The 15185-nt window shown below is 38.3% G+C and carries 11 protein-coding genes; 8 read left to right on the top strand and 3 right to left on the bottom strand.

All coding sequences use genetic code 11. The features are described from left to right. Positions 1-105 precede the first annotated feature (105 nt). The 3 genes from U3A58_RS08525 to U3A58_RS08515 all read left to right on the top strand — a co-directional run bounded on the left by U3A58_RS08525 (position 106) and on the right by U3A58_RS08515 (position 5172). The gene (locus U3A58_RS08525) at positions 106-258 is read left to right on the top strand and encodes a hypothetical protein (protein WP_323822994.1); all 153 of its coding nucleotides are present in this window, start codon (positions 106-108) and stop codon (positions 256-258) included. Next, the gene (locus U3A58_RS08520) at positions 255-1025 is read left to right on the top strand and encodes a cupin domain-containing protein (RefSeq protein ID WP_323822993.1); all 771 of its coding nucleotides are present in this window, start codon (positions 255-257) and stop codon (positions 1023-1025) included. The genes U3A58_RS08525 and U3A58_RS08520 overlap by 4 nt, the downstream gene beginning before the upstream one ends. Before the next feature lie 961 nt (positions 1026-1986). Next, positions 1987-5172 (top strand): chemotaxis protein CheB, encoded by a 3186-nt coding sequence (locus U3A58_RS08515; protein ID WP_323822992.1) that lies wholly within the window; start codon positions 1987-1989, stop codon positions 5170-5172. A gap of 476 nt (positions 5173-5648) precedes the next feature. Here U3A58_RS08515 and U3A58_RS08510 read toward each other — a convergent pair whose 3' ends face one another. The 3 genes from U3A58_RS08510 to U3A58_RS08500 all read right to left on the bottom strand — a co-directional run bounded on the left by U3A58_RS08510 (position 5649) and on the right by U3A58_RS08500 (position 8271). Then, positions 5649-5771 carry a hypothetical protein gene (locus U3A58_RS08510; RefSeq protein WP_323822991.1) on the bottom strand — a complete coding sequence of 41 codons (123 nt, stop codon included), beginning with the start codon at positions 5769-5771 and terminating at the stop codon, positions 5649-5651. A 141-nt stretch (positions 5772-5912) separates the two neighbouring features. Further along, a complete protein-coding gene (locus U3A58_RS08505; RefSeq protein WP_323822990.1) occupies positions 5913-6734 on the bottom strand; it encodes a hypothetical protein in 822 nt (273 codons plus the stop codon). 82 nt (positions 6735-6816) lie between these two features. Next, complete coding sequence (locus U3A58_RS08500; protein ID WP_323822989.1) at positions 6817-8271, bottom strand: MBOAT family O-acyltransferase; 1455 nt, start codon at positions 8269-8271, stop codon at positions 6817-6819. A 1114-nt stretch (positions 8272-9385) separates the two neighbouring features. On the opposite strand from U3A58_RS08500, the gene U3A58_RS08495 reads away from it, so the two are divergent. From U3A58_RS08495 to gmd, 5 genes are all read left to right on the top strand, one after another. Continuing rightward, on the top strand, positions 9386-9844 hold the full coding sequence (locus tag U3A58_RS08495) for an Hsp20/alpha crystallin family protein (RefSeq protein ID WP_323822988.1): 459 nt from the start codon (positions 9386-9388) through the stop codon (positions 9842-9844). 663 nt (positions 9845-10507) lie between these two features. Further along, entirely contained in the window at positions 10508-11506 is a 999-nt protein-coding gene (locus U3A58_RS08490; RefSeq protein WP_323822987.1) for a mannose-1-phosphate guanylyltransferase, read from the top strand. Positions 11507-11637: 131 nt separating this feature from the next. Next, on the top strand, positions 11638-12063 hold the full coding sequence (locus tag U3A58_RS08485) for a four helix bundle protein (protein WP_323822986.1): 426 nt from the start codon (positions 11638-11640) through the stop codon (positions 12061-12063). 281 nt (positions 12064-12344) lie between these two features. Continuing rightward, entirely contained in the window at positions 12345-13319 is a 975-nt protein-coding gene (locus U3A58_RS08480) for a GDP-L-fucose synthase family protein (protein WP_323822985.1), read from the top strand. A gap of 181 nt (positions 13320-13500) precedes the next feature. Beyond that, positions 13501-14664 (top strand): GDP-mannose 4,6-dehydratase, encoded by a 1164-nt coding sequence (gmd, locus tag U3A58_RS08475; protein ID WP_323822984.1) that lies wholly within the window; start codon positions 13501-13503, stop codon positions 14662-14664. The last annotated feature ends 521 nt before the right edge of the window (positions 14665-15185 follow it).

Here is a 15185-nt window from a genome sequence, read left to right as displayed (position 1 = left end):
TTTCCAGCCCTTTAGCATAGGAATAGGGGTATTTGACATCAGTTCAGATAATCATGATTCAATTCCTATTGTTTATCTTTAGTAAGACCCCATCAGGATTTTGTTATGAAATTGAGCATGACTCAAGCGTCACACACTGGGATGATTATTTATCATGCGAGATTCTCCCGATCCGCCGCGGCGGACGGGACAGGCTATCCCGTTTCCTTCGTCACGGGACAGGTTATGACCTTTGAAAAACAAATTATAAACATATGAAATCTATCTTAATCTTCCTCTTTTGCCTTATGACACTTACCGCTTTTGCCCAACTCAAACCTATAAAATCCGGGGTTTTCAAATGGAATGACCATGAAGTAATTACAAATGAAGATCGTGTGGGAAGGCCAATACTTGAGGGTGTTTCTCCACATTTTGAATACCTGGAAATGCATGCTACTACGCAGGCAGTGGGGGCCAAACCTAGTGAGGCACATGCTAATGAGGATATTGAAGAGATCATTATAGTGAAGGAAGGGCTGATGAAGGTGACTATAGAGGGTAAAAGCTCGGTTCTTGGAGCTAATAGCGTGGTTTCCTTGATGCCACTACAGATGCATTCCCTTTCTAACGTTGGAGACAGTTCTCTTACCTATTTTGTGATTAGGTATAGATCCAAAAAGAAAATGGATGTAGCACGAGGTGTGGCATCGGGAGGTTCGCTGAGGATTAATGCTGATTCTCTTGCTTTCAAGCCTAGCGAAAGGGGAGGAAGTCGAGCCTATTTCGATAGACCTACAGTAATGTGTGAGCGTTTGGAGATGCATGTGACTACTTTAGATAAAAAAGGCCCCAGCCACGAGCCGCATGCACATGAAGAGACGGAGATTATCCTGATGATTTCTGGGGAGACAGCCATGACCATAGATGGTAAGGAGTACAGTGCTTCGGCAGGAGACTTTTATTTTATAGAATCTCAGTTATTTCATGGTATTCGCAATCTGGCAGATCACCCTACGACTTATTTTGCTTTTAAGTGGAAGTGAGGGTTTTTGAAATCATTTATCTAGCCATGGAAAAAAGGTTGATTTTAGCTAGTTGGATAAGATAAAACAAAGGTTAGTGTCAAAGGCACGGCGTTTGATTTTTCTCATTTTATCAAATAAAAATACTTACAACTTTCGTTCGCCCAAGAATAATCAGAACAATTCATTCAGGAGATGACCTTGTTTGATACTGATGACTTTTTTTCAAGGCTGCTCCTTGGCTTCGATGCGCCTAGGACTACCGAGGTAAAGCTATGTGGGCAGTAGCGTTATGTAATTTCTTTTAGCTCCAGGTCTGAGGTCTGCCAAGATCTGTAATCAGCTGGTATAAATTGTTCGCGAAAACTAAAAGAAATCAGGAATGCATTTTGCTATTTCACACATTCAATATCTAATAACTGGATTTCAACATTAGATATTTGAATTTAATAAATTAAAGATGCTTAAGAGATAAATTAAAAAAACTGATATCAGATAACAAGGCATAAAGGTTAGTTGCTAAACGTTCTCAGTCTTTTTCTAACAGCCAAAAAATAGGTTAATAAAATGTAAGACAAGTACTTATGATGCTATTTTCCTCTTTAAAGTTTAGCTTAAATTAAACTAGAATCGCCTTTTTAAATGGGTCGGAATTATTTTCTCTCTAATCATCTGTCCGAATATTACTATTAGTAAGGATGAATTTTGCAAAAATCACCTCCACTGAAACGCTTCTAATGAAACGCTCCTTTGTTTATAGATTATCTAGTTAAAGATTAAACTGCAACAATGTGGGGTAACTATACCTCGATACGTGACGCGTAGTGAAGATGATATATGCATTAAACAGCATGTTTTATATCCGGAAATTGACATAGGAAGTAAAGAGGAGAATTAAGTAAAGCAAATCAGGTTACTAAATAAAAGACTAGTGTGAAAATTATAACAGCTATTCGTTTCAATGCGTCAGCTTTTCGAACTCATGGAAAAAAATAAGAAGATTTTTAAAGAAGAGCCGTATATAATAGCCATAGGGGCATCTGCTGGAGGTATGGAAGCTATCCACTTGCTATTTGACAATACGCCAGAGGATGGAGTTGCATATGTGGTTATTCAGCATCTCTCTCCGGATCATAAAAGTTTCATGGCAGAACTCCTCGCAAAACATAGCAAACTGCAAATATCAGTTGCTGAAAATGAGATGTTGGTTGAGTCTAACCATGTTTATCTGATGCCGAAAGGCAAGAATATGACTATAAGGGGCCGAAGCTTGTTTCTCACAGATATCAAAAGTTCACGGCCCAACAATTCTATTGACATATTTTTTGAGTCCCTGGCAGAGAGCCATGGAGATAAAAGCATTGCAATCGTCCTATCCGGAACCGGGTCGGATGGTACCAAAGGAATTTCAACCATCAAAAAAAACGGTGGCTTTGTAATCGTTCAGGATCCAGCAAGTTCAAAGTTTGACGGTATGCCAAACAGTGCCATCGACTCGGGCAATGTGGATGTCATACTTAGTCCTGATTTAATTCCCGATGAAATCATCTTACACCTCAAGCGGGATTTATTGGAGATTAATTTTGCAGGTAAACTTTCGGAAAAAAATGAAGCCGAATTTTTGAAAATACTCGGATTGATACAGAAACACACGCCATTGGATTTTTCAGAATATAGACGGCCAACTATAATCAGAAGGATTTCTCTCAGGATGGCAAAAAATAAGCTTACATCACTGGCGGATTATGCTGATTTTTTAAAGACTAATCTTGTCGAAATTAATAATCTCACCAAAGAATTTTTGATAAGTGTGACTAAGTTTTTTAGAGATGAAGAAGCATTTGAGGTCATTCAACAAAAAGTAATTCCTGCAATTGTTGAGAACAAATTACATGGGGATACACTGAAAGTGTGGGCAATAGGCTGTGCTACAGGGGAAGAGGCATATTCGTTAGCAATACTTATCGCTGAGTTCCTCTTGGAAGTAAAGAGAACACTTGAAGTTAAAATATTTGCAAGTGACATTGACAAATCAGCTCTCAGTCACGCATCAAAAGGGGTATATCCTGAGAGTATCAAAAATGACGTTTCAAAAGATCGATTAGATAAGTTTTTTGTCAAAAAAGGGGATCGTTATAAAGTAAGAGACAACATCAGGAAGATGCTTATTTTTGCCGACCATAATATTGTAAATCAGCCTCCTTACGGAAAAATGGATCTGATAAGCTGTCGGAATCTTCTCATTTACATCAATCCTGTTTTACAAAAGAAAATCCTTTCCTCTCTTCATTTCTGCCTTAATTTGGAAGGGTATTTATTTTTAGGCCCTAGTGAAAGTTTGTGTGATTTAAAACATTCTTTCATCGAAGTGGACAAGAGATGGAAAATATACAAGAATATAGAATTGGTTCGGAATTTCCGGGATACCACCTATAGTATTCCAGGCTTGGATAGGCAATTGGTCAAATTGAACAAAAACACCTCTTCTCCTAAAGGTGCAGAAAGAAGTAATCTGAATGAGCTTATTAATTACTCACTTTTGAATGTCTGTGGTTATGAGGCAGCAATATGGATCAACACGGATTTTAAGATCCTGCAGACTTTTGGGGATTTTGAGAAATATCTCCTCCCTAAGATTTTTAATTTCAACCTGCTTGAAATGCTGCCTGCGGAACTTTCCATTGCTACCTCGACCACGGTCCATAAAGTAGTGAAGAATAAGAAGGAGGCAACTATTGAGAAAGTACGCTATAAAATCAATGATACTCTCCATGCAGTCAAGGTTTTGGCCAAACCGTTTCTCTCCGAAAATGCTTCATCCCAAACCTTTATTCTAGTATTATTTTGTGATGATCTCTCAAAAAATTCTAATGAAACTGAAATCTTCGACATTGAAGAGCATACCCATCAGTATATTGAAAATCTGAGAGATGAAATTTCGGAAACCCAGCTAAAATTGAATGATGCCAATGTAGCATTGGACTTATCCAGCGAAGATATCTCCTCTTACAATGAAGAGCTCATTTCCAGCAATGAGGAAATGCAGAGTGTAAATGAGGAGCTTCAGTCACTAAATGAGGAATTGCAAACGGTCAACAATGAGTACCAGCTAAAAATTAAAGAGTTGGCCGAAATGAATGATGAGTTAAATAACTACTTCAGATCCACTGTCAATGCACAGCTATATGTTGACAAGGATCTTGTACTCAGAAAATTCACGCCTTCCGCTATTCTGCAGATCAACCTCAAAGAAAGTGATATAGGAAGGATTTTAAGTGATATATCCACGAAAATACGATTCTCCACTTTGATTGGCGATATCGAAGAAGTGATCTCTTCTTCCGTCACTATCGAAAAAGAAATTCAAACCTTGGATGGCAGATGGTATCAGATGGTCTGTATTCCCTATATTAAGCAACAGGATAATATCATCGATGGAGTAATTATTACTTTTAATGATATAACTGATATAAAGAAGACTCAGGATAAGCTGTCAAGAATAAATGCAGACCATAATACGTTTATTTATGCTGTATCCCATGATTTGAAAGGACCCATGAGTAATTTGACTAGTATCGTTTCGCTTTTAAAAGAAGGTGACACCTCCCGTCACGATACAAAAGAACTGGTTGAAATGTTGGAGGAATCCACAGTCAACCTCAATACGATCATTTATGAACTATCAGATATTGCCAAAATAGAAAGTGAAATCGATGTTCAGGAAAGTGTGCCTTTGGAAGCGCTACTGAATGAAGTTGAATTGAGTTTAAAGGATAAAATTTTGAATTCAGGGGCAAAACTTACCTTTGACTTAAAAGAGCCGCTAATTCATTTTTCTAAAAAGAATTTAAGAAGAATCCTGTTCAATCTGCTGAGCAATGCCATCAAATATAAGTCACTAGATCGAGTACCAGAAGTGACCATTCGGACAGAGAAATCCAATGACTTTATTCTTCTTTCCATTCAGGACAATGGATTGGGGATTGATGAAAAGAAGAAGCTTAAAATATTCGGAGTATTCCAGCGGGCGCACAGCCATGTAGAAGGAAGCGGGATAGGTCTATATCTGGTGAAAAAAACAATTACCAATGCCGGAGGAGATATAGAAGTAGAAAGTGAGGTAGGAAAAGGCTCAACTTTTAAAATTTATTTTAAAGACATTCGGTAGTATCAGAAAAGTGCTAGGAGTTTGGGGTTTCCAGATTCTTGATTTTTTGGCATTCGTACTGATTAACCCGGATTATGAATAGGTTTGATATGTTTATAATTTATATTTCTTAGTTAAACGCCTGTGGAATTCGAAAAAACACCTGAAGGATTTAATAATCGTTCTCTTAAGTATCGCTTGGGTCATGTTCAATTTCTTTTGTTCTTTTGCCTTGACGCAATGGGGATGGAGCGTGAATAAAATGTCCGGTGGACATTTTTAGCGAGAGGCCAGATTGCGGGTGGGAAAGTCAAGACGCCAGCAAAGCTTCACCCCGCAGGCCAGCCGCCTGGCACGCTGCTGCGACAGCCTTGCGCGCCCTAAGAACAAGCATATCTGCTGTTGCGGTGTATGCTGGGATATAATCATCCCCCTATGTGTTCCCGTAGGTACGGGATCATGGGTATTTCATATGATTATAATTTGATTTTTATGGGTCACACCTGACTACCGTCAGGCAGGTGGAATCTCGCACGGTTGATAATCATCCCACTGTGTGACGCTTGGGGCATGCTCGATTTCCTGAAAATCATTGATCCCACGTAAGGGTCAATTTTCATTGTTGTAATTTTTATATAAGCGAATGTTTATTGTCTCTTAACATTGCAGCCAACGGTTTCATGCTTTGCGCTGGTTGGCTTTCAATTAGTATTAACCTGACCTTTACTCTAAGAATCGATCTACAAGTACCCGCGTTCACCCTATTTGGGAAGAACATCGATGTTTTCTAAACTGTCGAATAAAATCTCTACAAATTTTTCTCCACCAGCTCTATCTAAATGATCCATATCTCTAAACAAGGAGTCCTGTTCCAAAAATAAACTATCGAAATCCTCAATATGTAAACCATTGTTAATAAAAATACTATCTGCATTATAGCTCTCATCATCCAAAATATCAACATAGGTTTTGGACAATGGAAACCTTAGCCCAACTAACTCAATGTCTTTTGCCTTACAAAGTGAAATAATCCTTTGTAAAGAATCTGACATTTTTACTGATGGAAAAGAAAATTCAAAATAATTATTGATACGATCTTGGCTTATTTCTACTTGCTGTATATCGGACAAATCCTCCCACGAACTCTTAGATCTAACACCACCCCACTTTGAGAAATCAAACAATTCATACTGTAAGAAATTTTTTATCACTAAACTGTACCTATCATTCAAAAAAACACAATAGTATTTAAGAAATTTATCATAAATGAATTCCTGATAACTAGGAAAATCTCCTTTATCAGTATAATATGCTGATCTATCCAAATTGTTTTGATTTTCCCTTGTTGGCGAAAGGGTGTGGTCATCTACGCTAATATAGATTTTTTTCACAGTTGTATTTCTTATAAGAAATCTCAACTTACGCTCCATATCAAGATAAGAATCACTTTGACCAGAGAAATTATGAACATCATGGATTTCTGTGAAATCACCCAGAGGAGTGCCATGCGAATCCGCAAGTAAGTATTCTGAATAACCTAAATCTACCTCGTCGTAATCTTTAATATAAAAACCTCTGATCAAAAAGAATAACAAGAAATTGATCCCTAATAATAATAAAAGGAAAACAGAAACTTGTTTGAGAAACAGTCTTATCATCATAGGATTAAAATTGAAAATATATAAATTCGATTTCTTCGGAAGTGTTCCCAAATATATCGATGATCAAGATAATCAATACATAAATTGACCACCTGTGTGCTTTGCTCGGCATTGCCTGCATTCCTGAGATCCCATATTGACCAACTCTACCTTTCCATTCCACCAAAAGGAAGCCAATTAGCAATAGCAATAAGGTAATCGCTCCCGGGAATAGGGAGAAATCGGGGATATCAAATAGCTTTTCCGAAAAAATCCCAGAAATGTAGCTTAATGCATGGCCCATATTCTCCGCCCTAAAAAATATCCAAGAAAATACTGTCAACGTAAAAGTGCCTAAAATAGAAAACAATTCCCTGACAGTCGGGAATTTTCTGTCCAATGCTACGATCTCTAGATGTTGCCTATTTTTACCAAACAACAATAATGGGATAAAATATATAGCATTCAGTGCACCCCAAACTATAAAAGTCCAATTGGCACCATGCCAAAAACCACTGACTAGGAATATGATGAATATATTTCTTATTTGTTGTCCTTTACTTCCTTTACTGCCACCCAAGGGGATATATAAGTAATCTCTAAACCAGGTAGAAAGTGAAATATGCCATCGGCGCCAAAATTCTGCCACATCCCTAGAGAAATAAGGAAAGGCAAAATTCTGCTTTAAACTGAATCCAAATAACCTGGATGTCCCAATTGCTATATCTGAATAACCTGAAAAATCCCCATATATCTGAAAAGTAAAGAATACTGCTCCAAGCAGTAAAGTACTGCCTTCATAGTCAGAAGAGTTATTAAATATAGTATTTGCAAATACTGCGCAATTATCTGCAATAACAACTTTCTTAAATAAGCCCCATAAAATCTGCCGTAATCCATCAGTTGCTTGTAAATAATCAAACTTTCTCTTTTCAAAAAACTGGGGCAGCAAATTGGATGCTCGCTCTATGGGCCCAGCTACCAACTGAGGAAAAAAACTAACGAAAGCTGAAAAAGCTACCCAATCCTTTGTAGCTTGTAATTTCCTTCTATATACATCTATAGAATAGCTCATAGTTTGAAAAGTATAAAAACTAATGCCAACCGGTAAAATAATATTCAGGGAATTTGCTTTGATAGGCATACCCATAATAGTAAATGCAGTAATGAAATTATCAAGAAAGAAATTATAGTATTTAAAGAAGCCTAGAAAACAAATATTAACTAACAGACTCAAAACCAAAAGACCCTTACGTTTGAATCTATCGTCAACTTTATCCAATTGAATCCCTACGATATAATCAACTAAGGTACTGAAAGCTATCAAAGCCAAGAACCTCCAATCCCACCAACCATAAAAAAAATAACTAGCTATTACAATCAAAAAATTTTGTGACTTCAGGCTATTTTTAAAGACAAACCAATATAAAACTAAGACTGCTGGTAAAAAAACTGCGAAGTCAACTGAATTGAAAAGCATGGATAATAGATGTTAATCCTGAAGTGAATAATAATTTATATTTATTACTAATCTAAAGATATATTTAGAAGTCTTTCCCTTACTATATACAATCAAAACATTAGCTTTTCACTTTTAAATTTATTTCATTATAAATGAGCATTCGGATAGGTTCTTTATTTCAGATTGACATTAGACTGCGTCCTGTCGTATCGATGATATCCTTGCATAACGGAGGCATGTTGCATTTTTTTGTCTTTCAGCAGATTGTTCACCTATTCAGAAGCCTTCTTTGCGCCTTACTGCTCTTCAGGTAGTCCCTCCTCTCTCAATTCAGGAGTAAACTCTAATCAATCTGGTTTTTCACCCTTACTTTAACCCGCATTATTTTAGCAATTCTACGCCACGGCGCACAAGATATTACAGTCTTTAACTGCTTCAAAATAAGCCACTAAGTTACTGTTTTCGACTTCACCATATCCGCCGCGGCGGAATCAGTCTCCAAACAACCTGATTTTCTTGCAATTACATATCTCATTACGAAACCTATTACATAATCCCGGTTTAATGAAGAAGTGCTTCACACAATTCACCGAATACAGGGTTCTAACTTGGGTCGGCTAAAACGAAAAGCGCCAACTAGCGCCTTTTATTGAAATATGCATTTACTAACATTAGGTGGCTGGGTAATTAGCCTGCAATATGAACATTTTTCAAAGTATTTATGGCTTGTTTCCTACATTAATAAATGCTAAAATATCGGTTAAAATTTTACTTGCAATTGCCTCCCTATTTTTACTTCCGTGCTGGTTTGTGTCCCATAGACCAGAGAACCCTTTGCTTTTACGCTGGTCATTGTCGCAGTCACTACGGCAGTTACTACGAATGTTACTATCCTGAGCTCTGTCACACAGACCGGGATTGTTTAGCTTTATTATAAGATGAAATCTAAAAACTCTGTCAATTTTTCAGAGAAAAACTGACAAAATTTACGTTAATCCAAATTGGCATTAGACTTGTTTTTTCTGTGTCAGAATCGCGATTCTTTTGTTAGTAGCCTGATTCCTTATCCTTGAATTAAGTCAGGGCGTTTGGAACAGGGAGTTTACTTGTTTAACTATTAAATTGTAAAGCAATGAACACATTAGTGAAAAGAAACAGATTTAACCCGGCCACGGCTTTATTTGAAGATTTCCCGAACAGAAGTTTGTTCGATTGGCTGGATGATGCCGGTATAGGGCGTTCGAGAGAAAGTAACACGCTTCCCCGAGTAAACATATCTGAAACAGAGAATGATTTCCGGGTAGAAATGGCGGTTCCAGGTTTGAAAAAAGAAGATTTTAAGGTGGAGCTTGACAATAACACCTTAACCATTGAAGCTGAAGTTTCCGAAAATTCTGAGGAGCATAATCAAAATAGGGGATATACCCGCAAGGAATTCAGCTATCGAGCCTTTACCCGCTCTTTCTACTTGCCAAATACCGTGGAGAATGACAAAATCGAGGCAACGTATCAAGAAGGAATTCTTCGGCTGGTAATTCCAAAGCGGGAAGAAGCCAGGAAAAAACCCGCAAGAACCATTCAAATTACCTAACGAGCACAGGCAACCTTTAATCGGGTTGCCTGTACTATTTTTAAGTACCTATAGATCTGCCACCGTGGTCAGTGTCACAGACCACAATTACCCACCTGTTAATTTGAACTCTCCTACAGACCACAATCCTGCAATCTCTGGAACCAACAACTAATTCTCCACAGAGGATCGCTACATACTGTGGACACCGTCCACAGCAGGTAAAACTGAAAGGACAGTAAACCAATAGTTTATAGTTTGGTTACCAATTTGATAAAATCTGTTAGCTCAAAAAGAAGAAAAAGATATCAAAATACAGTATTCTGTATATGAAAATCCTCATGAAAATTAGGACGAAAAAATGAGTACAAAAACTACTCGCTTCCCTATCTTTGCAGGCGAAAAGGCTCTAAAAAGTGGCTGAAATTTTGATTTCTGCAATTATTTAGGCCTTTTATTTTTAATTCTGTAATCGAGTTATAATTAACTTATGCGGAACATAGAAGCAGCTAAGATCTTGAATGGCTGGAAATTGGGGCTTAAATAACCTGACTTTTCCTCCCATTTTGGGACTGAAAGGGCGAAGCTGTGCAACAGAGGATTATTAAATTTTAAGCACTTCTCAACCCTAACAAATTAGAAATTCGTCTCTAGCCATTAACACCAAAGTAAATTGAACTGAAAATGTCAATTATTAACGTTATTCTTTCCGGAGGAGTAGGTTCCCGGCTTTGGCCTCTTTCCCGTAAATCCAGGCCCAAGCAGTACTTGCCTATTTTTGATGGGGAGACCTTATTCCAAAAAACGGTTAGAAGAAACGAACGGGTTTGCGATCAGGTGCTGGTGGTGGGCAACTGTGATAATTACCAACTTTCGAGGAAGGATCTTGCATCAGCCGGTATAGGCGATTATGTGGAGATTATTGAGGCTTGCCCAAGAAATACCGCTGCGGCAATTGCGTTTGCAGCCTTTGCGGCTCAGCCTGAGGATATTTTATTTGTTACTCCTTCGGATCACCTGATAGAATCTGGGGCAGCGTATCAGGCAGCCGTGGATAGAGCCGTGCAACTTGCCAAGGAAGGATTTATAGTCACTTTCGGCTTAAAACCACGCAGACCGGAAACAGGTTTTGGCTACATAGAAGCAGAAGGGGAAGAAGTGAAGGGTTTTCGGGAAAAGCCCAATTTGGAGACAGCGGAAGGCTTTCTGAAAAGCGGGAATTTTTTCTGGAACTCAGGCATGTTCTGCTTTCAGGCTGGAGTTTACTTGGAAGAACTTAGGTCTTTTGAGCCAGAAATATATAAAGCAGCAAAGAAAGCCCACGAAGCAGCTGAAGGTGGGAAACTCGATTTTGAGCTCTCAATGCATATCCCGTCTATTTCTGTGGATTATGCAGTGATGGAGAAGACTAAAAGAATTAAGGTTGTTCAGTCCAAATTCTCTTGGTCGGATATGGGGTCTTTCGCCTCTATCTATGAGCATTTCAAAAAGCAAGGACACCCTGTGGACACTAAGGGTAATATGGTGATTGGAACAAGCCTTCATACCGAGTTTTTAGGCTTGAAAAACACGCTTCTTATCCAAACGGCAGATGCTATTTTGGTACTGAAAAAGGATAATGCCCAGGATGTAAAAAAAGTGTTTGAGCGACTGGAGAAAGAGAGACCGGAGCTGGTAGGGTAGTTTAGTAAACGTTTAATTAGTGGGGATTAATGGTTTTAAATGATTAATTGTTTGAGATGATTAAGGGTTTAAAAAGATTAAATGTTTAAGATGATTAAGGGTTTATAGGATAAAGGATTTTCACTTAAAAAATGAATTCAAAATCATACTATACATACTCTTTTGAAAAGCTTGAGGTGTATCAGCTAGCGCGAAAGTTTCGCGTTGAGATAAAAAAGCTTACAAAAACATTCCCTTCCCATGAGAAATTTGAGCTTACCAGCCAAATTAGGAGATCATCATCTAGCATTGCTACCAACCTTGCTGAAGGATCAGGTAGAGCTAGTTTGAAAGATCAGGCACATTTTACAAACATTTCTTTTTCAAGTGCTTTGGAGACAATTGACCACCTCACCTATGCATTCGATATGGAATATATTAATGAAGAAGTATACATTTCTTTTAGAATGAAAGATGATGCGATCATTCAAAAACTTAATTCACTTTATAAATACCAAATCGGGTCAACTAGTGATTTAAAGTCAAAATTCAGGGAAGATTCTAAACTTAACCCTTAACCTTTAACCCCTTAACCTTTCACCTTTTTAACCCCTTAACCCTTTGACCCCTTAAACTTTTAATCTTTACCCATTTTTCTAGTTTAATTGTTTAAAGCTTAATAGTTTAAAGTTTAACAGATTAACCCTTAACCCCTTAAACTTTTAATCTTTACCCGTTTTCTAGTTTAATTGTTTAAAGCTTAATAGTTTAAAGTTTAACCCTTAACCCCTTAACCCTTTAACCCTTTAACCCTTTAACCCTTTTAGCCCCTTAACCCCCTTTCCTCCCTTCCCCCTTAATGAATAAAGACATCAAAATCTACATCGCCGGCCACCGTGGCATGGTAGGTTCTGCCATCTGGAGAGCACTGGAAGCCAAAGGATACAGCAATTTAATCGGTAAGACTTCCAAAGACTTAGACCTTAGAAATCAACAAGCCGTATCTGCTTTTTTTCAGGAGGAAAAGCCCGATGTGGTGATTGATGCAGCAGCGAGAGTAGGGGGGATTTTGGCGAATAATGACTATCCCTACCAGTTTTTGATGGAGAATATGCAGATTCAGAATAATCTGATTGACTTTTCCTTGAAAGCTGATGTGCAGAAGTTTATATTCCTGGGATCTTCCTGTATCTACCCAAAACTAGCCCAACAGCCATTGAAGGAAGAGTATCTGTTGACTGGGCCTCTAGAACCAACCAATGAGTGGTATGCCATAGCTAAGATCACTGGAGTCAAAGCCTGTGAAGCGATAAGAAAGCAGTTTGGGAAAGATTACATTTCCCTCATGCCTACCAATTTATATGGGCCTAACGATAATTTCGATTTGAATACCTCTCATGTGCTTCCAGCCATGATTCGCAAGTTTCACGAAGCCAAAAATAGCAACAATAAGCCTTTCAGCGGTGAGCTTGTCGAACCCGTCGAACTATGGGGATCTGGAACGCCGATGCGGGAATTTCTCTTTGTCGAAGACCTGGCTGATGCGGTGGTTTATGCCTTGGAAAATAGGTTTCAAGACAATCTTTACAATGTAGGAACAGGAGTGGATCTGACCATCAAGGAACTGGCTGAGTTGATCCAAAAAATCGTAGGACATACCGGAGAGATCAAATGGGATTCCAGCAAACCCAATGGCACGCCAAGGAAATTAATGGATGTGTCCAAAATGGAACAAGCCGGTTGGAAAGCAAAAGTGGGCTTGGAAGAAGGGATCAAGAAGACATACCAGTGGTTTTTGGAAAATCAGGAAACGTTTAAACAAGTGAAATTGTGAATAGGATTAATGTTTAAGAGTTTAAAGTTTAACAGATTAACCTTTAACCCCTTAAACTTTTAATCTTTAACCTTTCAACTATTAACCCCTTAACCCTTTCAACCCCTTAACATTCAACAACATAATCCTCAGTGTATCTCTGCGCATTCTCACCGATCTCTGTGGTTAAAATAATACACACATGAAAATAGCATTAATCACCGGAGTCACTGGCCAAGACGGTTCTTACCTAGCCGAACTTTTATTGGAAAAGGGATATCAGGTACACGGGATCAAGCGTAGAGCTTCCTCCTTCAATACCCAAAGAATCGATCATCTCTATCAGGATCAGCATGAGAAATCAGTGAACTTTAAATTGCACTATGGTGATCTCACGGATTCTACCAACATCATCCGTATCATACAGGAAGTGCAGCCGGATGAGATTTACAACTTGGGGGCTATGTCGCATGTGAAAGTATCTTTTGAATCTCCCGAATATGTGGCCAATGTGGATGGAATAGGAACCTTGAGAATTCTGGAAGCGGTCCGGATTCTGGGTTTAGAGAAAAAGACCAAAATCTATCAGGCATCTACTTCAGAACTATACGGCGGAATGCCGGATAACAAAAACGAAAAGGGTTTCTATGATGAGAACTCTCCGTTTTATCCACGTTCTCCTTATGGAGCAGCCAAAATCTACGCTTTCTGGATTACCAAAAATTACCGTGAAGCTTATGGCATGTTTGCTTGCAATGGAATACTTTTCAACCATGAGTCTCCGAGAAGAGGGGAAACCTTTGTCACCCGGAAAATCACTAGGGCAACAGCTGCCATTGCTTTAGGTATGCAGGACTGCTTGTACTTGGGGAACTTGGAAGCACTAAGAGACTGGGGACATGCCAAGGATTATGTAAGAGCTATGTGGCTGATGCTTCAGCAGGATAAGCCAGAGGATTTTATAATTGCCACCGGCAAAACAACCAAAGTAAGAGATTTTGTTATTATGGCTTTCGACCATATAGGTTTCAAAATCCGCTGGGAAGGAGAAGGAGTCAACGAATTAGGAATCCTTGACTCTGTGGATGAACAAAAATACTGCGAAGCGACTGGCGAATCCATTAAACCTTTAATCATTAATCTTTTAAACAAGGAAATCATCCGCATCGACCCCACCTATTTCCGCCCAACTGAAGTTGACCTCCTTCTAGGCGACCCAACCAAATCAAACACCCAACTAGGCTGGACTCCAGAGTATGACCTCGCAGGATTAGTAAATGATATGATGATTTCAGATATCAAATTGATGCAAAAGGATATGCACTTGGTGGAGAAGGGCCACGAGGTTTATAGACAGTCGGAGTAATAATAGAAGTATATATATCTGCAATTACACCAGTAGGTAAATTTTATTTGGTTTTTGGGCTGGAAGACGGATGACCGAAGACCGAAGTTTGCCAAAACTGAATTTCCATCGGACTATTAGGTCGTTAAATCAAGCTACTGGTAAACATGCTGATAATCAAATAGAAGGAATAGTAAATACGAATTACATTTTTAAATGCTAACTAAATTAGAGAAGAGTAAAATTGCATTACGATAGTGCAAAAAAATTAAATAAACGCACTTCTATAGTGCAATAATTTTAATCATGTTGAATAAAATTTAAATCTTATGGAAACACTGATTATTAAAGTTGACAATAAGAAAAATCTTGCCTAGCCCAAGGAATTACTCCATAAACTCAATTTTGTGGTGGAAATTGTTACCGAATCTTCATCAGAACAAAATCCATTGACCGAATACCAAAATGTTGCGGGAAGATTGAGCTCTTTTTCAGGTGTAAACAAATTGAAGGAAGAAGGAACAATTTGGAACAGCTGTACT

The sequence above is a fragment of the Algoriphagus persicinus genome, from assembly GCF_035156415.1.
Classification (GTDB): Bacteria; Bacteroidota; Bacteroidia; order Cytophagales; family Cyclobacteriaceae; genus Algoriphagus; species Algoriphagus persicinus.
The sequence above is the reverse complement of the archived record's forward strand: the minus strand, read 5'-3'. Positions and strand labels throughout refer to the sequence as shown.